Raw genomic sequence first — 23,466 nt, 5'->3', positions numbered from 1 at the left:
GTGTAATAAGGGGTAAGGAGGTGTTGCATATGAAACTTCAAAACAACGGAAAAAATCGCTGAACCCCAGTAAAATCAATGGATACAGCGATTTTTTCTTCTAATAACTGTCAAAGACAGGATTTTACTAATTCCTACGTATATTGTCAATAAAACCAGGCAAAACACAGCAATAAAAAAAGCTTCCAGACAGACTATTTTCCACAATCTGCCTGGAAGTTTCCCCTATACGATTTCTCTATCCTGTTTCATGATTCTCTGTGAGTTCCTCTTACCACCTGGATTCCCCTGGATTCTATCATCTCACAGATTTTGGCAATTCGTGGGCACTCTTTTTTCTCCCTGTCCAGACGACAGGCTCCCACATGCATCACCTTAATTTCTTCGCTGACCAGCCTGTCTATTTTTTCCTGAATTCCCTCATCTACATCCGGTTCTTTGGGATTTGCACTTTTGCATCCATTACAGGTCATCATTGCTCCCAGAAGTGTGTCCGGAGAATATCCATCAAAAAAGTCACTGCGATTCTGAAAAGCCTTCAGGCATCCCACTCTGGCACACACATTATTGGAGTGAAGGCAGGTCAGTGTCCCAATTTTAATCATACCGCTTCCCTCGCATGTTCCACAAAGAGTTTTCGAATGCTTTCATATTCTCCCAGTCCTTTCAGAACTGTCTGCACTTCATAGCCAGCTTTGCTGATGATATTTTTCCAGGAGTCTTCTTCCTCTCCTGCCATGTCATTTTTCGCATGGTCACCGGCAACGATCATAAACGGTGCGATTACCACTTTTTTTGCCCCGCATTTTCCAAGCTGTTTCATGACCTGATCAATTTCAGGATAACCTTCCACAGTTCCTACGATCACATTTTCATATCCCATATCCTTGAATCTGTAATCCAGTGCGGCATAAACGGCATTTGCGTAGTGCTCGGTTCCATGCCCCATAAGCACAAGTGCCGTTTCCTTATCCTTAATTACAGGGAACTCATCTGCAACCGCTTTCACCACATACTCATTATCTTCTTCTGTTGTAAGCAGAGGAGCTCCGAATTTCACAGACTGAAAATGATCTGCATACGCCAGAACATCCTTTTTCATAAGATCATTTTCCACACCGTTCATTACATGAGTAGGCTGAATGATCACATCTGTAATTCCATCCTTTTTCATACGCTCCATTGCTTCTGCCACATTGTCATAGTGAATATGATCTCTCTTTTCAATTCTGGCGAGAATCATTTTGCTGGTCCATGCGCGATAAATTTTACAATCTGTAAAAGCAGCTCCAATTTCTTTCTCAATCGCATCAATGGTCACTACTCTGGTATCTTCATGACTGGTACCAAAGCTGACTACAAGAATTCCTTTTTTTGCTGTATCGCTCATTCAGCTTTCCTCCACTTTTCCTTTATTTTTTCACATGCAAAGGATGGTATGTAACATTCAGCATGCCGTATTCATCCTTTTTTACAGTTGCATCTACTTCATATAACATATGTATAAAATCTTCTGTAATGACTTCTTCTGGAGTTCCGCAAGCCACCAGACGACCGTTCTTCATGGCATAGATCCGGTCGCAGTATGCTGCTGCAATATTCAGATCATGCAAAGCACCGATCACAGTAACCCCAAGACTTTTTACAATATCCAGAAGCTGGAGCTGGTATTTGATGTCAAGATGGTTGGTAGGCTCATCCAGGATCAGACAGTCAGTTTTCTGTGCCAGAGCTCTTGCCAGAATGATTCGCTGCTGCTCACCGCCAGACAAACTTGAAAAAACACGGTGCCGATAGGGAAGCATTCCCACTTTTTCCAGACATTCTTCCACGATCTTATAATCCTCGGCATTATCCCGTTCCATGGTTTTCTTATGAGGAGCCCTTCCCATCATTACAATTTCCTGTACGGAAAATTCAAAATTATAGTAGTTGTGCTGGGACACCACTGCCAGTGCTTTTGCAGAATCCTTTACCTTATATTCGTTCAGCGGTTTTCCATCCAGCATGATCACACCGGTATCTGGCTTCAGTACACGGTAAATACATTTCAGCAATGTACTTTTTCCACTTCCGTTTGGTCCTATAATTCCTACAAATTCCTTTTCCTTTATGGCTGCGTCAATTCCCTTAAGAATCTCATTTCCGCCAAGCTCCACATGGATATCAGAAGCTGTCAGTTTCATGATTTCTCACCTCCGAATCCATAAGATCTGCGTACCAGCAGATAAATAAAGCAAGGTGCTCCGATCATGGATACCAGGATTCCGATTGGGACTTCACTCTTGGGAATAATGATCCTGGAAGCAACATCTGCCCAGATCAGGAAAATGGAACCGCTAAGTGCTGACAGTGGAAGCATTTTCTTGTGATCGGTTCCAAAGAACATTCGTACCACATGAGGAATAATGAGTCCTACAAATCCAATGATACCTGCGGAATATACCACAAAACCGATCAACAGTGCTGTCACTACAAGATACACCTGACGATATCTGTGCAGGTCAGTTCCTAATGTGATGGATACCTCATCTCCAAGCAGCATCATATTGAGAATACGGCTCTGGGTGCAGAAAAACAGGGTTGCTATAAAAACGCAGGGAATAATCACAGCCAGATTTTCCCATTTCGCACCTGCCAAACTTCCCATCAGCCAGAAAGTAACTGTCTGGATTCCATCTCTGTCGCCCGCAATATAGACAACAAAGTTTGAAAATGCACTGCACACACTTCCAAGTGCTGTACCTGCAAGCAGAAGTCGGACTGAATTTGCCCGGCCTCCTATATTTGCAGTGATCTGTACCAGTACAGAAATAAGGAAGGCTCCGATAAATGCGCAGATTCCAATAGAGTTGGAGCCAAATACGGCTCCAACTCCAAGAAAGATTGCCACTGTTGCACCAAGAGATGCACCAGAGGAAATACCCAGAATATACGGATCTGCAATCGGATTTTTCACAATGGCCTGCATTACCACACCTGCAACTGCCAGACCCATGCCAACGGCTGTTGCAAGAAGAATACGGGGAAGGCGGATAAACCACACAATATCAGACATGGCTCCTACACCATAAACCTCCGGATCCCCGATTCCAAACACTTTATACAAAATTACACTATACACATCTTTCACAGAAAGATCTACAGAACCAATGGTAACTGCAGTCAGAATGGATATCACCAGAAGCACAGTCAGTAATATCACCGCCAGCACATAGATCGGCTTTCCATGAAAAATTCCATTTTTAAAATCCGGTTTTCTTTTCATTTTATTCGTACAGATCCGGATATAATGCTTTTGCAAATGTCATAATTCCGTCATAGGTTCTGACACCGCTGCAGTATACTTCATTCAAGTTTACAGAGAATACTTTGTTGTTCTTAACTGCTGAAAGGCTCGCATATGCAGGGTTATCTGTAATATCAGCGATTGCCTCATCAGATGTCATAAATCCATCATAGTTGATCATGAATAATACGTCCGGATCAGCTGCGATCAGATCCTCTGCACCAACGTTTTCAGAGTTCTCTGCACCAAGCTTCAGCTCTGCACCAAGTGTCTCCGGAATATTTCCGCCAAGTGTCTCTGTTCCATATACACGGAAGGAATCTCCCTCATCCTCAAGAACTGCTACGGATAACGGGTCTGTTCCTTCTACATGCTCTTTTACTTTATCAATCTCACCCTTCATCTGATCAACGATTTCCTCTGCCTTGTCTTCGCAATCAAAGATCTTGCCAATGTTCAGGATATCCTCATATTCGTCTTCAATTGTACGTGGGAACTCAGAAGCCGGTCCCTTTGCAGCACTGTTCAGGGACATGTATGTATTTACATCTCTCTCCTGCCAGAAACTTACATCAGAAAGCCAGTCATCATCGAAAGAAGAATACCATGCCGCAATAAAATCAGGCTCCATTGCAACAACTTCCTCTTTGGATGGCTTGGTATCCATATACTGAATCTTGTCAAATTCATCTTTTAAATCCTCACGCACATCACCGTCCAGACCGCAAGCAGCTACGATCTTATCACCGAGACCAAGTGCCAGAAGCTCTTCGATATTGGAGTTTGCATATGCAAATACTTTCTCCGGAGCTTTCTCAAAAGTCATTTCAACCGGTTCGTTCTCATAATTGTAGGTTGTGATTGTTACGGGATAATGGCTGTCTCCATCCTCCGCAAATACAGTTGTTCCCATTCCCAGGCTGAGAATTCCTGCCAGACATAACATTCCTGCTGCTGTTTTCATGTTTTTCATGCTTTTTCTCCTTATTTTTTCTTTTGTTTTTTTGCTTTTAAAAGAAAAAAGTCCGCTTCCATGAAAAAGCGGGCATCACAAAAAAACATGATACGAAAGACAGCACTTTACACGGAAGTTTCTTTCTATGAACCAAGCAGGTTTCCTGGCTTACAGCTTAAATCCCCATTCCCTTCTCACATAAAAATGCAATGGATATGAATGTGGCATAACTGAATACAGTGACCGGATCGTTCAGGATTCTCACCTGATTCCCTCTTCTGAAAATAGTGTAAATTTTATATATTTTTCAGCACTTGGCACATTTATTCTTTTAACTATAAATGAGCAAATTTGAGAAACTGCACAATTAAATCTTCAGTATGCGGACAGTAAAAAAGAATAAAGTAGTTTAATGTTCGCGTAATGTGTACAACCAGCTACAAATTTTGTGCAATTTTCGGTATTTGCTCATTTATAGCTTTTAAGCAAAATTATTATAACTTACGCTTTAACCAAAGTAAAGAATTTTCTTTAACAATATTTTTGATAATCTTACTTTTTTGTATTTGCTGGAATTCCCAGAGGTTGACCGCCCCTGCCGGGGGGGGGGATAAAGTTCGCGCACCACTCATATAGCATGTCTTGCAATCCATAAGACATTGAATTACATTCGTGCTATTCACAGAGAGATACAAAAGATGACATACACAGCACTCTTTCCTATGATTGTTGAGGAAATATTATCCCTTAACGCCTTATCTCATCACCATATCAAAAAGACTCTGATAACTATCCACAACATCAAAAACAACGCTGTCACTACTGATAGCCTTAAAGTGTTCCCGTGCGCAGTGTATCTTAGATTCCTCAATCGAACGCAGCTGCATAGAGGACATAGAGCCCTTGGTTTCAGCTGCAAAATAAATATGCTTTACCTTTCCCTTATAGAAAGCAATTGCCCAGTCAGGATTATAATTTCCTACCGGTGTCGAAATATAGAATCCATTCAGCAGTACAGATCTTTTGGATGATGATGTCAATGATATTTTAAAAGTAAGCGAAGGCAGATTGAAGAATGTTTTCGTATTATGAAAACTGATTTTTCTGCAAGACCAGTTTATTTACAGGATGATAACAGGATTAAAGCTCATCTTCTAATCTGTTTTCTCTCATTAACAATCTACCGTTATCTTGAGAAAAAGTTAAATTTGCAATATACCTGTGAAGAATTATTGGACTCTCTAAAGGCAATGAATTTTGCAGAAATACAGGAACAGGGATTCATCCCGCTGTATAAACGCGAAAAGATTACGAATGCTCTTCATGAAAGCTGTGGTTTTAGGACAGACTATCAATTTATAACAAAGAGCAAAATGAAAACAATACAGAAAAAAAGTAAAGGGAAGGAATAAATTATTATACTTCAAAACAACGGCAAAAATCGCTGAACCCCAGTAAAATCAATGGATACAGCGATTTTTTCTTCTAATAACTGTCAAAGGCAGGATCATGTAAAAACTCCTGAATTCAAGAAAGAATCCTGCTTGCAGGATTCTCCGCCTACAACAGGTCGCTTCAGCGACATAATCCCGCTCCGTCGCAGTGCGATCCTGCCCGGAGGGCTTTTTTATGTTATAGGAACATTACGGAGTAATTTCCTATAATATAAAAAGCCGCCAGAAATCTCTATGCTGATTTCTGACGGTCCATTATTTTGTTTATCCTATAATTGGTAAACATCATATCCACAAATTGCTCCGCTGTGAAGGAGCTCCTGCAATTCTCAATTAGATCTGGGTAATTACAAAGATATCATAAATTGCCTTTACCGCAGTTTCAAAATCTCTGTTCTCCACACCGATAATGATATTCAGCTCACTGGAACCCTGATCGATCATCTTCACATTTACATTTGCATGAGCAAGTGCTGAGAAGATTCTTCCTGCTGTACCTCTGGTGGATTTCATACCACGTCCTACAACAGCGATCAGTGCAAGGTCAGATTCCATTTCTACGAAATCCGGCTGTACTGCGCGATGGATTCCTGCGATTACCTGCTGTTCCTTTTCTTCGAATTCATCCTGATGTACATATACAGTCATTGTATCGATTCCTGATGGAACATGCTCAAAGCTGATTCCCTGATCTTCGAATACCTGAAGTACCTTACGTCCGAAACCAACCTCACTGTTCATCATGGATTTTTCAATATTGATAGAGCAGAATCCCTTTTTACCTGCAATACCTGTGATTGTAAATTTCGGTTTCTTGCATGTACTCTCAACAATAAAAGTACCCTTGTCTTCCGGTCTGTTTGTGTTTTTGATATTGATCGGAATTCCTTCTTTACGAACCGGGAAGATTGCATCTTCATGAAGAACAGTTGCACCCATATAAGAAAGCTCTCTGAGTTCTCTGTAGGTAATGCTCTCGATCACTTCCGGATTTTTAACAATACGTGGGTCTGTTACCAGGAAACCGGAAACATCTGTCCAGTTTTCATAGAGGTCTGCCTTAATAGCCTTTGCCACAAGGGAACCAGTCACATCAGAACCGCCTCTGGAGAAAGTTTTAACTTTTCCATCTTCACCAGCGCCATAAAATCCAGGGATAACGGCATGTTCACATTTTGCCAGCTTTTTGGACAGAAGTCTGTCTGTCTTCTCGGCATCCAGATTTCCGTTCTTATCAAAGCGGATCACATCTGCTGCATCAACAAATTCATAACCCAGATATGCTGCCATCACCTTACCATTAAGAAATTCTCCTCTTGATGCTGCATAATCTGTGCCTGCCTGTGCTTTGAAATCAGCTTCGATCTGAACAAATTCGTCTTCCAGAGAAAGATCAAGGTTCAGTCCGCGGATGATCTCATAATATCTTCCCTTGATCTCCTGCAGGATCGGTATGAAATCCTCCCCTTCAACTGCAGTATTATAACATTTATAAAGTAAATCTGTAACCTTTGTATCTCCATCAAATCTCTTTCCGGGAGCGGACGGAACCACATAACGTCTGCTCTCATCACTTCTGATGATCTCCCCTACTTTCTGAAACTGTTCTGCATTTGCCAGAGAACTTCCTCCGAATTTAACAATTTTCTTCATTTTTCCTGCTCCTCATATGTCACTAAATATTTTCAGACCGATCTCCCATCAGTCTTTGTCACTCTACCAACATAAAGTCTGTTTAATATTGTATTGAATAAACACCAATTTTGCAAGCCTTTCTTACAGAAATATCCGAAAATGGTTATTTTCCACAATCTGCCGAAGATTCCTGCTGTTTTTTTACAAATTCTGTCACATTATAAACACGAAGGATATCTCCATCCACCCGAAAATGAATATCCTTCTCTCCAAAAGGCATTCCGTAAGACCGTTCCGGATCATTCTGATAAGCAGGACGGGGATCATCTGCAAGCACTGCGATCAGAGCCTCTCTGCTTTCCCCGGGTATTCTTTCCAGGAGCTCCTGGGGAAATTCTACATTCAGATGATGATCTTTGGAATATTCGGTAAAACTTCCTGTTGCTTCCGGATGGCAATCCGCATAAGGAATATACGGTTTAATATCGAAAATCGGTGTTCCATTCATCAGATCTGCACCTTCTACATAAAGTACAGGGCTGTCCGGCTCATCCAGAGCTACTTTCTCAAGCTTCACACAGGATAATCCTATGGAATTGGGACGAAAGGGAGATCTTGTGGCAAAAACTCCTTTTCTCACATTTCCCCCAAGTCTGGGCGGGCGGACAGTCGGTGACCACTTTGTCCTCTTTGCCTCCGAAAACTCCCAGATCAGCCAGATATGACTAAACTCCTCCAGACCACGGCATGCATCCACATTTCGATATTCCGGTTCGAATACAATTCTCGCTTTAAGTGCCCCTACACGGCCACTCTGCCTGGGAATACCGAATTTGGTTGGAAAATTATTTTCTATATGTGCGATTGGAACCATTGTATTATTCTCCTTTTGTAACTGTTCAGTACCTTCACAGTTACGAGTCAAAATCCACAAGAAAGAATCCTGCTTGCAGGATTCTCCGCCTGCGACGGGTCGCTTCAGCGACATAATTCCTCTCCATCGCAGTGCGATCCTGCCCGGAGGGATTTTGACTTGTATGTCTCGGGATTTTGGCATGTTCATGCCAAAACACCTCGCGGGATAGCAGACTGCTGAATAGTTACGAAATATCTTTTATAATAGCAATTTTAGTATAATCAAGTCCTGATCTATGTTCTTGCGAACGAGACGATTTGCGAAAGTGATATGCATATTTATGGGAAATCTCTGTTCTATATGGAATGCATATAAAATATCCATAATGACTTTGAATAAGTAAACAAGCATATCCTCTTTCCTTTTTCTTTAAAAGTTCTTTATATGGCGGATTCGGATATTTCTCGTAAAATCTATCTGAAAGGCTATAAACAGCATAGTCAATTTCCAATTTTATTCTCCTTATATACATATAAACGAGAGGGAAAATGAACTCCCTCTCGTTATGCTCTTCGCTCGGTCATATTTTATTTTACCGATGAGTCAGAACCGTCACTCATCTCATCTCTCGGTTATATTTATTTTACCGATGAGTCAGAACCGTCACTCATCTCATCATGCGAATAGAGAATTAACTCTCTATATATTGTATTATATAACATATTTTCTTAAATAGCACAATCCTATATTTTTAATTTTTCAAACACGCTCTAACATCGTTTCTGTTCACAGCAATATGCTTTCTAACACACTGGACTTGTGTGAATTTATATTATTTGATCTTAGCGCTCTTTGCTTTAGAATAGCTGCTGTATATTCTTTTACCGTTTTCGGTACGATATGCCCGCACCTTGTAATAGTATGTTTTCTTAGACGTAAGCTTCTTATTTATATAAGAAACAGTGCTTCCCTTTTTAATCGTTGATACTGCCTTATATTTACCGGATCTGGATGTGGCACGGTATACTACATACCCTTTGGCACCGCTTACCTTTTTCCATTTCAGTGTAGCCTGTTTCTTACCGGCAGTTACTGTGACAGCCGGGGTTTTCGGTTTTACTGTCTGTGCCGGAGTTGGTGTCGGTGCAATTCCATTGATTGTTACAGAGAAGTTTTTGTCATAACTGCTTTTAATGGCGCCGCCCCATTTGGTGGAAACAGCCTGTACACTGTAATAATAAGGAGTTGACGGAGAAACCGCTGTATCTGTATAGGAGAGGTCTTTGACCGTAGCAATCTTTGCGAATTTACTTTCACCCATCTTACGTCTTAAAATAATGTAAGAATCTGCATTTTCATATTTATTCCATGTAAGAAGAACTGTATTTCCTGCCGCCTTGCAGGTTGTGATCTCTGGCATTCCTGCTGCAAAGAGATCTTTCGCAGTACCCTTTACAACTACATGGCATACTGCGGTTACATTCTGATCGGTTTTTACACGGATATCGGTTTCTCCTACAGAAACAGGTGTGATAACACCCTTCTGGTCTACTTTGGCAACGCCTGCATTATCAGAGGTCCATACCAGTTCCCCGCCGCTTCCCTTCGGACTGAACGTCCAGGTCAGGGTATAGGTTCCCTGATCAATTGCCAGAGTCAGCGTTTTGTCACTCAAAGCAATGCTCTGTGCCGGTGCTGTAACAGTCACGTGGCAGGTGCCTTTCGTTCCATTGTCCGTAGTCAGTGTAATATCTGCAGAACCGGCACCCACAGGAGTTACCTTGCCGGAGCCATCTACGGTTACTACAGAAGAGTTGGAAGATTCCCAGTACAAAGAGGACGGTTTTGCTCCATTCGGCGTGATCATGTAATCCAGTGTCCTGGAACCACTTTTGGTTGAGAGATTCAGGCTGGACGGAGAAATACTCACTCCTGTCACACTGACCAGTCTGGAAGAAACGGAAATATTGCAGGTCGCATAGACACTTCCGGAAACTCTCGCAGTAATTACCGCCGAACCTTCTCCCACTGCTGTTACCACACCACTGTTTACGCTTGCAACAGAACTGTTGGAAGAAGTCCAGCTTACAGTTCCCACCGCATCAGACGGAACAATCGTATAAGTCAGTGTATAGCTATCTCCCTTTGTAAGAGTCAGATCAGAAGCATTCAAGCTGATCAGCTTCGGTGCTGCCGGAAGCTTTGACTCAATACTTTTAAGCAGCTGAACCGCTTCATAAACTCTGTTTGCGGACGCATCCAGCGTAGTCAGCGCACTGTCCGCTTCGGCATATGCGCCGGAGAATCCGCTGACCTGGGACCATCTGGAACGCTCTGCATTTGCCTTTCCCATCATGCGGATAAGCTCGCTCTTATCTGCCGCCTCAAAAATCTGCCTGTTATTATTATACGGATCACATCCTGTAATGTCCGTACCGCCGCAAAGGGCAAACATAACACGCAGGACACTTCCGTCTGACGGATGGCTCGCACCCATTCCGACACCCATAAATACATTATCAAGGGTATATGTCCATCCGGAAGCGGAACAATAGGAAAATTCTGTCAGATCCGGTGCATATTTGTTACCAGTAAGCTTATAGGCATCACCGGTCCAGGTAGAAGTCTCGGAGAGAACCTTCTGGATACATGCCGGTGGATTCAGGCTTCCACTGTCACAGTTGGCAATTCCCCTTAAGTAGAAACCATAACTTGTATTTGTGTCATAAAGCGGCGTAATCCCGTTCTCACTTAACCCGCGGAGCAGAACATCTGCACAGGTTTCTCCTTTCGTAAATTCCACCTGTACAGGATCCAGGATCATACCCTGGCCAATCGTGTTCTTTTCCACAGTCAGCGTCAGGGTATCTGCCAGAACATCGGTCTGTCCCAGCGCAAAAATCCCCACTGCCATTCCGGCTGCAAGAGTCAGCCCCTTAATGGCCTGCCATAGCTTATTCTTTGCCATATTCATTTTCCTCCTTATTTTCGGGCCGCTGCAGCAGCCCGTATTTTCTTTTTACTCTTTCCAGTTTCTCCAGCAGTGGCCTGCTTAGGATCCACAGGAAAATCACTGTAGAAGTTGCCTGCACCAGATCTACCGGCGCACCTGAGATATAAAATGCGATCAGGCTCTTCTTTGTGATGTGTCCATATGCCATCAGGATAGATGCCGGGTTCATGATCCCGCCGAAGATCAGAAATACACTTAAGAATCCGTAAATACACAGATCCACCTTCCTGGCTTTGAGAATCCCTTTCTGAAAAAGGATTCCTGCCAGATATCCGATCATTCCATAGGAAAACATCTGCCAGGGTGTCCACGGTCCCTGCCCGAAAAACATATTTGAGATCATCATGATCAAACAGGCACACAGAAACCCCGCCTCACCACCTAAGGAAACCCCGGTAATGATCACGATGGCCGCAATCGGCTTAAAGCTTCCGATCATAAAGAAAGCACTCCTGCCTGCGACCCCAAGAGCCGCCATTACGGCAATGACCATAATCTCTCTTGCCTGTGGATGCCGGCCCTCAAATACCATAAAGAACGGGATCGTGGCATAGGCAAGTATTAAAAGACTGATCACTACATCATGCTTACCATGAAACTTATGAACCAGGATAAAAAGCACCAGCGGAACAAAAGCCAGAAACATGATCAGACCAATCCAGGTACGCTTCTCAATCTTTCCTTTATGGATCGGCTGGATAATGATTCCATCCTCTTTCAGTTCATATTCCTCTAATTCCTGTCCGGATTCCTCTTCCCCGGGCAGGCTCTGTGCACAGGAATCCCCGAAGAAACGGTCCATAAACTGGTCTAAAGCCTTGCCTTCAAGCACGCAGCCACCTCCTTTCCGGTAACAGCATCAGGAAAATAATGCCTTGCCATGCGATTGGCAGCAGTCGTATAAAAGCTGTTTCCCGCAAAGAAATCCCTTGCACTCTTACACGTCACCACATTTCCCTGAAAGAACAGGCCGACCCTGTCTGCATATTCTGCGACAAACTCCACATCATGCGAGATCATAAAGATAGTGATCCCGTGAGCTTTGAGCTTCTTTAAAATGTCTCCCAGTTCCTGTTTATATTCTGCATCCAGCCCCTTCGTTGGTTCATCCATCAGAAGAAGCCTCGGCTGCAACAGCAGAACCTTAGCCAGTGCAAGACGCTGCTGTTCTCCACCGCTTAAATCATACGGATGACGGTCAAGCAGTCCTTCCAGTCTGGTCAGACTTACGATTCCCTCGATTGCCTCTGCCTTCCTCATATTGGCAGTGTATTCGGAAGATTTCTTCTCCTTTGCCCCACCGATGATAGAATACAGATCCTCCCGGACTGTCTTCTTGATAAACATGCTCTGGGGATTCTGTGGCAGCACACCCAGATACCCTCTGTAAAGCTGGGTATCCGTATACCTGCGGATATCAATCCCATTCAGGAGAATCTTGCCTCTGTAGGGAGCACGGACACGACTGATCAGCGATAAAGTCGTACTTTTCCCCGTTCCGTTTCCACCGACAAGCGCATAAAATTCTCCCTGCTTTACTTCCAGGTTCAGATCCTGCACAACATCCTTTCCGTCTTTTTCATAACGAAACCACACATCCTTTACCTCAATAGCCGGTGGCATAGAGCTTTTGGAACCAGGCAGCAGTTTATCTCTGACTGTATTCAGCTTTTTTTGCAGTTTTTGTTTATTTTTACAAAAATAACTTTCTTCACAAACAGAAACTGTATCAGAAGCTGCTGCCATCACCTGTGTGATCCAGTTCCTTCCCTCTCTTACAGTCAGCGGACATGGCAGATCATTTTCTACCTCTGCATAAACCTGCATGGGAACCGGCATGGACAGAAACATTCCATGATGTTCCCTCTTCAGAAACTCACCGATTTCCCGTGGTGCCCCCTGCGTGAGCAGACTGCCCTTATCCATCACATATACCCTGTCCGCCCATGGGATGACATCTTGCAGCCGGTGCTCCGTCAGAATTATGGTAGTGCCGATATCCCGGTTAATCTTTCTCACCGTTTCCAGAAAATCAGAAGCCGCGATCGGATCAAGCTGAGAAGTCGGTTCATCCAGAATCAGAAGTTTCGGGTGCATAGCCATGATCGCCGCCAGGTTTAAAAGCTGCTTCTGCCCTCCGGACAGTTCCGAGACATTCTTATAAAACCACTGATGAATCCCGAAATAGCTCGCCATCTCTGCCACTCTCAGACGGATCGTAGGCGTATCATATCCCAGACTTTCCAGACCGAACGCAAGCTCATGCCACACCTTATCTGTCACGATCTGATTTTCAGGATTTTGCAGTACATAGCCGATTTCCTGGCTCTGCTGCCGGTGGCCGACTTCCTTTAAATCCCGCCCATAATAACAGATTTTCCCGGAACTGCTGCCAAAAGGAGCCAGATCCGACTTCAGCTGGCGAAGCAGCGTACTCTTGCCACAGCCACTCTTACCGCACAGCACATTAAACGTACCTTCCTCCACATCCAGTGACACATGAGACAGTGACTCCCTGCTGCCATTCGCATAACAGAAGGAAAAATCTTTCACTTCTATTATCTTCATCTCGCTTCTCCTTCCATATCTTCATAAATCTTTCTGTAGGTCACTGCCATCTCTCCCCGCATATGGCTTCTGCTTTTCTTCATGGCAGATTCCTCACACAGATCCAGAATCAGCGGCAGAAAACAGAACACGCCAAAGCTGACAAATGTGACAGCAGCCAGCAGCGGACTGCACGACTGCTTCGGAACCCTTCCGAAAACAGTAAAACCGGCAAGCAGGATTCTGGGATTGTACTGTGCAAAAGCAGCTCCCCGGCAGCATCCATATCCGAAAATCACACAAAGCCCGACAAGCATAGTTCCCAGTAGTTTATCCCTTCTGTTGAAACGGTAAATAGAAAAAGCCGTACGTCCTCTTAACCCATAGCCGCGGCTTTTCATGGAATCAGCCGTCTCAATCGCATTTTCCAGTGCCCATGTGACAAGAATGGACACCATATTTAACGCATAACGGATCTTCTTAAACCATTTGCCATTGCTCACATCCATCCCCACGCATTTCTGTCCATTGCGGATCACCTTCAGCTGGGCCATAAAGTGAGGCACAAACCGAAGCGCCATAGACAGCATCAGAGACATCGCAGGGATAATCCTGCCAAAAAGATAGATAAATTTATCACTTGTCATGATCTGGTTATAGCAGGAGAACCACAAAATCATAATAAAAAGTACACATCCCAGAACGATTCCATATACCATTGCCTCCAGCGTAACCCAGTTTCCGCTGCTTTCTATATAAAGAAGCGGTGTGACTCCGTAATGGTTAAACATCGGGTTTAAGAGTGCCACGATAAGGAGACTCGGTAGCGTCAGAAGAAAATTGATCTTCAGAACCTTCTTTACTCCGTTAAGCCACATGGAGTAAGCTGTGGCAGCCACAAAAGAGACTGCCAGGTAAACCGGGTGCTGGATAAACATGGTAAACCCCAGCACCACGGCAAAATAAAAGAAATTTAAAACAGGATGGCACCTGGAAAAAGCATCAGTCATAATACTGATCCCCCACATCCCTGCCAAGATTGCAGGTATAACGCCATTCTACCGTATCGCCGTCCTCCAGCGTATATTTCGAGCAGCCATAATTCGGATACCAGCCGTTGACACAGTACATCCATCCGGAATCCTTGCCACAGTCAAACTCATACAGGTTATTGATACCGGATACATAATAACTGTTATACATAGGTGTCCACTCCGACTCCATCTGAATACCGGCCTGATTACATACACGCTTCAGCACATCAAATACCGTCTCCCCCTCATAGAACTCCACCTCCGAAGGATACAGGATCCAGCCGTCCGCAGGCACAAATTCTGCCTTGGACTCTTTCAGATCATCCCAGTTATTCAGGATCGTAGAACACTCGATAGAGAAAGTACAGGTCATGGCTGTATCTGAGCTGTCATCGCCACCGGAAGTGTCTGTATTGCCTGTTCCATCGCCGGAAGAGTCTGTCTGTCCGGAACTGGTATTTCCATCTGTGCTGGACTGACCGCCAGAACTTCCAGTGGAATTTTCACCGTTTTGTGTATCCTTATTATCAGCAGTGCCCTTGGATTTGTCATCGGATTCATCCGTAGATTCACCTGTGGTAGAACCGCCGATCAGATAGAAATCTCCTCCTGTCTTAGTCACGTTAAAGGTAAGTGTTGTGCGCTCTGTTTTTTTCTTTCCGGTTTCTCTGGTAGTAATCTTTGCAGTATCAAGCTGATAAAGCTTTCCATCTTCTTCCAGACAGTAAAGAACCTTATCCGCGTCCCATTTTTCTTTCAGATTTAGGGTCAGCTTCGCAGGCGCTGCCAGATTCATCTTCTCCAGTGTGACTTTCAACGCATAAGGCGCATCATTGGCAAGCTTCTTTACCTCTTCTGTTCCATCTTCACTGCACTGTACCAGAAGTTTTTGCTCCACCGGATTCTGAATCTGGCTTCCATTGTAAGTCCATTTATAACTGATCCCGCTGTCCGTTTTTCCGGTAAAATAATACTTTTCGTCCTTTCCGGCGATCGTTTCCATCTGTGCCTGGGTGATGATTCCGTCCTCAGGAAGCTTTGTTTTCTGCTTCAAAGGTTCCACATCTGTATCAGAATCTTCCTCCGTGCTGTTTAAGATCTCAGCTCCTTTTTCGGAAAGCTGTGTCATGCCGTCATCCCCGCCGCCACAACCTGAGAGCGAACTTATCCCCAGAAACAGTGCAAGCCACAGGGCAAGTCCCTTTTTCTTTATCCTCATTTCTTCTTCCTCCGCTTCTTAATAAGAGCCCTCACTCCGGCCTTAATGCCGCTGCCTGCCAGTCCTCCCGCCAGAGCACCGCCTGCCGCAAAACCAAAGATCATACCATATTCTTTCTTCTTTGAGGTCAGACTTCCGGTTCCACTCTCCCCGGCAGTTTCCTGATATCCATCCTCACCGGTATCCATCTGTGAAGTCTCTTCCGACTCTGTATAAGGCTCTGCTTCGAAATCCCAGCCGCCGGAATTCTTATCCTTTGATGACTTACTGTTCTTTGATTTACTGTTTTTAGAATCCTTTGAACCAGAGCCACTATCCTTTCCTGAGCTTTCGGAACCCGTGGAGCTTTTGCTGCCGGAAGACTTACCACCCAGAGATTTCCCAGATCCACCCGGCGTTTTCGTATTGCCGCCTGACGGTGTTGTGGCAGGAACCGGCGTCGGGGTAGGAATCGGCGTGGGTTCTTTCAGACCGGTACCGGAACCATCTCCCTTGCCACCTTTTTTGATACTCACATCTGACATATCATAAAGGCTCGTCTTGCCATCCTTCAGGCGCTGGTAGGCAACCAGTGCATAATATCCCTGCTCTGTAGCCATCCCGTCCAGAGTACCTGCTGCCGCACCTCCGTTATTTCCGGCACCTGCCTTTACATGCATAAATCCACTTCCATCGATATGATAGGAAAGAAGATTCTCTATTGTCCAGTGACCGCCCTTGATGAAACGCGAATCTGTCTCCGGGTCAATCCCAAGGCTGCATAAAGCCGTGATGATCTGCGCACAGGACTCCTCTGTCTCCACACCCATCGTGGAATATCCGCCGCTGTCATTCTGCATTTCCGACAATTTATTCAGCCCTCTGTCAATGGCAGCAGTCACATTCTCATAACCTGATTTATGATAATACGGTGCCAGCGCCTGCAGTGTCATGCCGGTAATATCAGAATCCGCATTACTTCCCATCAGCGTCCATCCGCCACCCGGGAGTTCACTCTGCAGCAGGAAATTCACCAGCGCAGATTCCGAATTCTGCTCCTTCGCAGACGGGTTCTCCGGGAAAGAATATTCCGGGTGGCAGTTAAGGGCAAGGAGTGCCCAGATCGGACCGTTTAATCCCTGTTCCTTCACAAGGCTGAAATCAGAGATATATTGAAATAGATTGTAACCACCCACATTGCGGGCATCCTTCCCCTCTGAGGTCAGGACCAGGATTCTCTTGGAATACTCTGTATATTTGGAAGTATTGGTAAGGATTCCCTTCTTTTCCTCGATATAATTTGCCGTGTGATTATAATAGGTAGAAAAATATTTCTCCTTCAGGCTTAAACCGCCTCTCGCCAGTCCAAGCACATACCATTCGCTGCCAACAGAAGGATTGGTATCTGTTGCACGCATATAGGCGCTGGTCTCTGCCATAACCTGACTGACCGATTTCTTCAGGGCATTTGCTCCCTGCATGACCGTTACCTTACAGGAGGCCGTCATTTCCGGGTGTTGTGTTACAGAAGCGGTAATCGTAGCTTTGCCATTCTTTACTGCTGTGACAACTCCCTTTTTGCTTACTTTCGCAACAGAAGTGTCACTGCTTTTCCATGTCACTGTATACTCTTCCGTAACCGATTCCGGTACCGGGACCACCTTCAGGGTGTATTTCTGCCCCCGGTTGATCTTAACGGATTTACTGTTAAGAGAGATTCCCTGAAGTCCTGCGGGAAAGTCAGCAATGATCAGATGGTTTAAAGTTCTGGCACTATCCAGATAGAAACAGTTATCTTCTGTCGTCTGAGGAGTCAGTTCCATAAACGAATCCCCGGTACTTCTAAGGATCCTCGGCTTCGTCAGACTCTCATAGCCATCCGGAACAGGAAAGGTCAGAGAGATCATCGTCATTGGCTGATAGCTTTCTCCCGTACGGATATCCGTATAGGAAATATTTATATCATAAAGAAGCTGTGGAAGAGTCCCCGGATATGCTTCGGAGAGCTCCTGTATAGTCTGTTCCTGATCCGGGTTCTCCTGCACATGGGTCTGCACATACCAGGGATTTCCCGTGGCGGTCACTCCACTGTCAGAAGAAATCAGTGCCGCAATACGGTTTCGGACAGTTTCAAGAGCCTCTTTGACTCCGGCATCAATTTCTGCCTGCTCCTCTTCTGTCAGACTGTCATAGGTGTCACTGGCAAGAAAGAACTTCGAGACCGTTTCTGAGGACAGATCAATTTCTTCGAGCGCCGCTGCTTCCTGAATACAGGAAATCATGGCTGGTATATCCAGCTTTTCTTCACCGGCTTCATTATTTTCTTCTTCATTTCCGGCCGCGCCATCGTCTGTCTCTGACTGAGATGGTTCGGTGTCAGACTGGAATTCATTCGCAGTTTCTCTGTCGTCAGAATCATCATGCTGTACAGGGACAGAAGTTTCTTCTGCCTCCCCGTGTATCTGCTCAGCCGGTGGCATCTGGGCTGCGGGTACAGGACATGCGGTCACAGCAATTCCTGTACTGAGAAGCAGTGCCATCCATTGTTTATTCATTTGTTTCCTCCGCGTTTTTAATCTAAAAAATTACATCCGGGTAAAATAGCACCCGCAATTCCTGAAATTACAAAATGACAGATGACTCTCCCCCTGTCATATAGCAGGTAGAAAGGACATCTGCCTTATTTTTTTGTATCATTCTTTCCAAATTTTGCAGCAATTATCAGAGCGATTATTACATTTATCAGAAAATTCCATCCATAAGTATCTTTCCATATGTTTAACAGGCAGCTCAAATCTGAAATTTTATTGTGGAATATAAATTCTCTTGATATAAATATAGCTGCCAGGCTCGCCAAAAACATTAATGAAATAGTCAGCAAAAATATTTTTATTTTATTCATATATATAAATTATACAGGATAGGAATCTGTAGACATTTTATATTCAGAAACTAATTTTGTTCTTGCTGAATCTGAATATATTGATATAATCACGCGCAATTTTGAACCATACATAGCTGTAATTGCTGTTCCAGTTGCAGTTAACACAGCACTACATAATGCCTTTATAGTTTTCTTTTCGGTAGATACATTAAATGAAAAATTATACTTAGCGCGCTTCCATTGATTAAATTCCCGCGATTCATAATTATCAGCGCTTACAATATTTACATTGCTATCATTTGCATATACAGTAACTGTAAAAATTTGCAAAATCATACATAAAATTATAATTATAAATGCTTTTTTCATTCTCTTATCTTCTTTTGGGGTATGCAGTGTGTTGATAACACACTGCATACTGATTTTATTATTTAACAGTTACTTTTTTAATCTTTGAGAAAGAGCCATAAACTGCTTTTCCGTTTACTTTTCTGTAAGCACGTACTTTATAGTAACGGGTCTTTCCGGTGAGGAGGCTCTCGTCTGTCGCACCTGTACCTTTGGTGATCTTTATGCGGGTATAGGTACCATTTTGGGAATCGCTGGCATATACCTGATAGCCATCGGCACCCTTTACCTTACTCCATTCAAGCACTGCTGTCTTTGAAGTTGAGCCTGCGGACAGGGTCGGAGCAGAAAGTACTGCCTTTGCTTTCTCTGTTGCTGAATAGCTTCCGTATACTTTCTTTCCGCTTACATTGCGGTAAGCACGTACTTTGTAATAATAAGTCTTACCGGTAACTGCTTTCTTATCAAGGAAAGTAACTGCGCTGTTCTTTGCAGTAGAACCAATGGCTGCATATTTGCCATCCTTTGAAGTAGAACGGTATACTCTGTATCCATTTGCACCGGAAACCTTATTCCATGTTACGCGGATCGTACTGTAGCTTTCAGAATTTGCCGTAGCAATCTTTACTTTGCCAAGTCTGGCTTTTCCTGCAACACCATCTTTGTCATAGCTGCTTACAGTCATCTCGCCCCATGCGTAAGAGTACGCCTTAACAGTATAATAATAGGTTGTTCCTGTAACTGCTTTCTGATCCTTATAGGAAATGTCTGTTACCCGGGATGCGATCTTCTTCCATCCGCTGTCTGCAGTTCTGCGGTATACCATGTATCCGTCTGCGTTATCCACGCTGCTCCAGCTGATCTGGACAGTCTTATAGTTGATTGCCTTTGTCTGAAGATCTGCAGGCATATCTGCCTTAAATGCACCCTGTTTACCCGCAAGTTCAATGTGGTAATCTGCCACGATCGTCTTGATCAGCTCTAACTGCTTCGCATTCCACATGTAGGACTTGCCTTCCACACTCATGCCGTCAATCAGCTTCTGAAGTGCTGCAAGCTCTGCTTCTACATTTGCAATGTTCTCTTTGGTAACGGCAGTCGGAAGATTGCTGATCCACTCATCTGCCTGCTGTGCATCTGAAATGTCCTTACCTGCCTTGTCAGCCTGTGCCGTCAGTGCTGCGATAACCTCTGCAAAAGTCATCTCCTGACTGCCGACTTTGACTTTCAGGCCTGCCATGGCATCTTCCTGTCCCTGATAATCCTTAGCATAACGGTCAAGGAAAGCCTTAACATCTGCGTAGGAATCTCTGTCTACCGGGTGATCTTTTACTGTTGCATAAATCTGTGCTGCTTCATCTGCGAAGAACTGCTGATATGCACTCTGGCCTTTCTCATAAGTCAGTGCCATGGCAAGAAGCTTCTCCATATTCTCAACCAGTGCGGTGTTCTCGCTTCTGAATTTCTTCTCTTCTGTTTCTGTTAATCTGTCATAAGCATTCTTGGCTTCTGCGATCTGTTTCAGCTCTGCTTCTGTAAGTTCACGCTTAGAGGTATCACCTGCTGCCGGAACTTCCTCATCAGAGGAGAAATCAACATCTGTCTGGACATCTTCAGTATCTTCAGCTTCTGCTGCTTCTGCCTGAGGGATATCCACTGTCTCAGCTGCCTGCTCATCAACTGCATCACTGCTGAATGCGTCCGCACTTCCATCTGAGAAATCAGATCCCTCAGACTGTGCCGGTACCGCCTGTTCCTCTTCAACAGAAGCTGCCTCCTGTGCTGATGGAACTGTAGTCGGCTGAGGTGCCTCATATCCACGTACTGTCTGCGCATCCGGGAGTGCTTTAAGCATTGCCTTGAGTGCATCGGCTTTCAGCTGGTAAATATAACCTTCTGCTTTCTCCAGAGAAGCTGTATTTGTAACCTGGGCTTTCTGCTGGTCATCAAGCGTATCATACAATGCTCTTGCATTTACCACATAAGCCTTCCAGTCATTCCAGATCTTCTCTGTCGGAACATTGTTATTCTTCTCTGTCAGTCTCAGAGGTCCGTCAGAAAGAGCGCCTGAAGATGAAGTAGTGATATTCAGTTCATCGATAAAGGAGATCACATAAGCAACCTTCTCATCTGTACTCTGTCTGCTGATAAACAGTTCTGCTTTTTCAAGCTCTGCATAGTTTGTCACACGCTTCTTCTGATCTGCTGTCAGGGCATCATAAGCCGTTCTGGCTTCCACTACAAGAGCCTGTTTCTTCAGATAATTATCGGAAGTAACCTCACCGATCGCCTTGATCTTATCAACAACTGCAGCCGCAGCCTTCAGATCAGGGATCAGATTTCTCAGATACTGTAACGTACTGTAATTCGTAACCAGAGCCTTCTGCGCATCCGTAAGAGCATTGTACTCTGCCTGTACGCGGTCAAGAAGCTGCAGAACATACGGATCAAGGGTTAATGCATCTGAAGAAGGAAGTGCATTAATTGCCGCAACCACCTTCTCAGCAGCTGCTTTATCCTTTTCTTTCTGTGTCTGCCCCTTCTCCAGTTCTTTTATCCTGGCTTCTGCTTCTGTCAGCTTAGAATAATTGGAGATTACAGATTTTGCTTCATCATCAAGTGCATCGTAAAGATTTCTTGCCTTTACTACAGCATCCTTATCCTCCAATGTCAGCTTATCTGCTGCCGGCAGAGCATCAATAGCTGCGATTACTTTTGTAATAGAATCACCTTTACCGTTCTCTGCTGCAAGAAGCTTTCTCAGTGTGTCTTTGTTAAAGATTGCTTTGTGTTTTTCGTCTAATGCATTGTAAGCGTTTCTTGCTGCTTCAATTTCTTCTTTTGTACTGTTATCGTTAAGGGCAAGAATCATGTCGTTGACGGACTTGGTTGGGACTTTTACGTCTGTAAACTCCCAGAAGCTTGCGGTATTTTCGTATTGTCTGATAAATGCATCCAAACCACGGGCAATCTGTGGTACATCATAGTTTGTAAATCCATGAATACTTCCATCCAGAACTCCGTCTACATCTACCAAATCAAAGAATGCATCAAGAATATTGTTTCCATTCTTAGTATATCCACTGGAAGAATCTAAAACATTTACACCAAATGTTCCTGCAAAAAGCATTGCCTGTGCATCATTCCATGCGTTGTTTCCATAAGACATACATCCTGTTTCAAATCCTGGTGTACAGAATGAACCTGTTGAACGTTGTGCAATTGCTGGAAGCTTATGTAATGCCTTGTCTACAGCTTCTGTTACATCATCGTAACCAGGCTTTTTGTACCAGAAAATAAGTGGCTGCCATCCTATGGTATTGTCGGCATTTGCAAAAATTTTGTCTTCGGCATTTGACAAAGCTTTTGCTGTATCATGTGCCCATTGGTTAAGTTCTGTATCTTTAAAAGTGTCAGCGGTATACCCACCTGCTTTTATTGCATTAATAGCATATACAGTTGTGTAAGTAAGTTCTGTGCTTTTTCTTGATCCAACTGCCGAAAGAAGGTCTACAGACGAAATGTCCCTTGGATCATATCCAATAGCTTCAATAGCTAAAATTAATTTCGAAAGTTCTGTTGTCTTCCATTGAGAAACATCAGTTCCCTGATTTTTAAGTAACTGCAAATACTCTTTGGTATTTGCAAACCATTTGTCAAAATAATTTGTATCTCCATATGGAATATAGCCGCATCTAGCTGCTGTAAAAATGGCCCAAATATCTGTATTTTCATAGGATGGGGATTCTTTAGATCCAAAGGCATTTTTATTTTGGCAATAGTTCATAATAATGTTACAAGCCTTTTTAGCTTTTTCATAGTAAGATGGCCAATTACTTGGATTACTTGAGTTTCCCTTAGCTCCATTGTCTACAACTTCACCAGTACCGTCAACTACTTCAACTTTGAAACTATACCCATCTTCTTCTGCTTGTGCTTCTTTTCCATCTGCAAATTTCAAAATAGGCATATTAATCCATTCTACGCTTAATGGACGTTCGCCTAAAAAACTCGTATCAATTGTAGCAGATTTTATATCTTTCTTTACATCATCAGATGGCAAAACTACTTCTATACCATATTTTTCAATAATAGATTGTTGTTCATCAGTTAAATCTGTAAATTTTACACCTATCACATTTACAACATTATTATTGAAAAATATGGTAAAAGGGGGGGGGGGGGGGGGGGGGGGGGGGGGGGGGGGGGGGGGGGGGGGGGGGGGGGGGGGGGGGGGGGGGGGGGGGGGGGGGG

18 protein-coding genes, 1 pseudogene and 1 riboswitch are annotated in these 23,466 nt (G+C 43.9%); of the genes and pseudogenes, 1 reads left to right on the top strand and 18 read right to left on the bottom strand.

Features of this window, described 5'->3' with window-relative positions; all coding sequences use genetic code 11:
- Positions 1–247: 247 nt before the first annotated feature.
- The 6 genes from H8Z82_RS10170 to H8Z82_RS17145 all read right to left on the bottom strand — a co-directional run bounded on the left by H8Z82_RS10170 (position 248) and on the right by H8Z82_RS17145 (position 5,283).
- Positions 248–604 carry a CGGC domain-containing protein gene (locus tag H8Z82_RS10170; protein ID WP_186995051.1) on the bottom strand — a complete coding sequence of 119 codons (357 nt, stop codon included), beginning with the start codon at positions 602–604 and terminating at the stop codon, positions 248–250.
- The gene (locus H8Z82_RS10165) at positions 601–1,389 is read right to left on the bottom strand and encodes a sirohydrochlorin cobaltochelatase (protein ID WP_186995050.1); all 789 of its coding nucleotides are present in this window, start codon (positions 1,387–1,389) and stop codon (positions 601–603) included. The genes H8Z82_RS10170 and H8Z82_RS10165 overlap by 4 nt, the downstream gene beginning before the upstream one ends.
- 22 nt (positions 1,390–1,411) lie before the next feature.
- Positions 1,412–2,185 carry an ABC transporter ATP-binding protein gene (locus H8Z82_RS10160; protein ID WP_019161065.1) on the bottom strand — a complete coding sequence of 258 codons (774 nt, stop codon included), beginning with the start codon at positions 2,183–2,185 and terminating at the stop codon, positions 1,412–1,414.
- Positions 2,182–3,267, bottom strand: coding sequence for a FecCD family ABC transporter permease (locus tag H8Z82_RS10155; protein ID WP_173716563.1), 1,086 nt, complete (start codon positions 3,265–3,267; stop codon positions 2,182–2,184). The genes H8Z82_RS10160 and H8Z82_RS10155 overlap by 4 nt, the downstream gene beginning before the upstream one ends.
- Before the next feature lies 1 nt (position 3,268).
- Positions 3,269–4,261, bottom strand: a complete 993-nt coding sequence (locus H8Z82_RS10150; RefSeq protein WP_186995049.1) for an ABC transporter substrate-binding protein — start codon at positions 4,259–4,261, stop codon at positions 3,269–3,271.
- 118 nt (positions 4,262–4,379) lie between these two features.
- A riboswitch (cobalamin riboswitch) is annotated at positions 4,380–4,576 on the bottom strand.
- A 422-nt stretch (positions 4,577–4,998) separates the two neighbouring features.
- A complete protein-coding gene (locus tag H8Z82_RS17145; protein ID WP_019161061.1) occupies positions 4,999–5,283 on the bottom strand; it encodes a restriction endonuclease in 285 nt (94 codons plus the stop codon).
- On the opposite strand from H8Z82_RS17145, the pseudogene H8Z82_RS10145 reads away from it, so the two are divergent.
- Positions 5,258–5,655 (top strand): annotated as a pseudogene (locus H8Z82_RS10145) (IS1634 family transposase); the annotation flags it as partial. The gene H8Z82_RS17145 and the pseudogene H8Z82_RS10145 sit on opposite strands and share 26 nt — an antisense overlap.
- Before the next feature lie 375 nt (positions 5,656–6,030).
- Here H8Z82_RS10145 and H8Z82_RS10140 read toward each other — a convergent pair.
- The 12 genes from H8Z82_RS10140 to H8Z82_RS10090 form a co-directional block, all read right to left on the bottom strand.
- On the bottom strand, positions 6,031–7,350 hold the full coding sequence (locus H8Z82_RS10140; RefSeq protein ID WP_025580286.1) for an aspartate kinase: 1,320 nt from the start codon (positions 7,348–7,350) through the stop codon (positions 6,031–6,033).
- A gap of 145 nt (positions 7,351–7,495) precedes the next feature.
- The gene (gene tsaA / locus H8Z82_RS10135; RefSeq protein WP_186995071.1) at positions 7,496–8,206 is read right to left on the bottom strand and encodes a tRNA (N6-threonylcarbamoyladenosine(37)-N6)-methyltransferase TrmO; all 711 of its coding nucleotides are present in this window, start codon (positions 8,204–8,206) and stop codon (positions 7,496–7,498) included.
- 226 nt (positions 8,207–8,432) lie between these two features.
- Positions 8,433–8,699 carry a type III toxin-antitoxin system TenpIN family toxin gene (gene tenpIN, locus H8Z82_RS10130; RefSeq protein WP_117887189.1) on the bottom strand — a complete coding sequence of 89 codons (267 nt, stop codon included), beginning with the start codon at positions 8,697–8,699 and terminating at the stop codon, positions 8,433–8,435.
- 321 nt (positions 8,700–9,020) lie between these two features.
- Entirely contained in the window at positions 9,021–11,156 is a 2,136-nt protein-coding gene (locus H8Z82_RS10125; RefSeq protein ID WP_178761952.1) for a fibronectin type III domain-containing protein, read from the bottom strand.
- A complete protein-coding gene (locus tag H8Z82_RS10120; protein WP_243009328.1) occupies positions 11,143–12,033 on the bottom strand; it encodes an ECF transporter S component in 891 nt (296 codons plus the stop codon). The genes H8Z82_RS10125 and H8Z82_RS10120 overlap by 14 nt, the downstream gene beginning before the upstream one ends.
- Positions 12,012–13,769, bottom strand: coding sequence for an ABC transporter ATP-binding protein (locus H8Z82_RS10115; protein ID WP_118330059.1), 1,758 nt, complete (start codon positions 13,767–13,769; stop codon positions 12,012–12,014). Before H8Z82_RS10115 ends, H8Z82_RS10120 begins: the two co-directional genes overlap by 22 nt.
- Positions 13,766–14,758: an energy-coupling factor transporter transmembrane component T gene (locus H8Z82_RS10110; RefSeq protein ID WP_186995048.1), complete on the bottom strand. Its 993-nt coding sequence runs from the start codon at positions 14,756–14,758 to the stop codon at positions 13,766–13,768. Before H8Z82_RS10110 ends, H8Z82_RS10115 begins: the two co-directional genes overlap by 4 nt.
- Complete coding sequence (locus H8Z82_RS10105) at positions 14,751–16,001, bottom strand: DUF4430 domain-containing protein (RefSeq protein WP_243176443.1); 1,251 nt, start codon at positions 15,999–16,001, stop codon at positions 14,751–14,753. The genes H8Z82_RS10110 and H8Z82_RS10105 overlap by 8 nt, the downstream gene beginning before the upstream one ends.
- Positions 15,998–18,535 carry an Ig-like domain-containing protein gene (locus H8Z82_RS10100; protein WP_186995047.1) on the bottom strand — a complete coding sequence of 846 codons (2,538 nt, stop codon included), beginning with the start codon at positions 18,533–18,535 and terminating at the stop codon, positions 15,998–16,000. The genes H8Z82_RS10105 and H8Z82_RS10100 overlap by 4 nt, the downstream gene beginning before the upstream one ends.
- 125 nt (positions 18,536–18,660) lie before the next feature.
- A complete protein-coding gene (locus H8Z82_RS17140) occupies positions 18,661–18,882 on the bottom strand; it encodes a hypothetical protein (protein WP_156331203.1) in 222 nt (73 codons plus the stop codon).
- Positions 18,883–18,891: 9 nt separating this feature from the next.
- The gene (locus tag H8Z82_RS10095) at positions 18,892–19,233 is read right to left on the bottom strand and encodes a hypothetical protein (protein ID WP_117844730.1); all 342 of its coding nucleotides are present in this window, start codon (positions 19,231–19,233) and stop codon (positions 18,892–18,894) included.
- A 58-nt stretch (positions 19,234–19,291) separates the two neighbouring features.
- Positions 19,292–23,350, bottom strand: a complete 4,059-nt coding sequence (locus H8Z82_RS10090; RefSeq protein ID WP_186995046.1) for a fibronectin type III domain-containing protein — start codon at positions 23,348–23,350, stop codon at positions 19,292–19,294.
- Between the last annotated feature and the right edge of the window lie 116 nt (positions 23,351–23,466).

This window comes from Blautia difficilis, from assembly GCF_014297245.1.
In the GTDB taxonomy this organism is placed as follows: domain Bacteria; phylum Bacillota; class Clostridia; order Lachnospirales; family Lachnospiraceae; genus Blautia_A; species Blautia_A difficilis.
The sequence above is the reverse complement of the archived record's forward strand: the minus strand, read 5'-3'. Positions and strand labels throughout refer to the sequence as shown.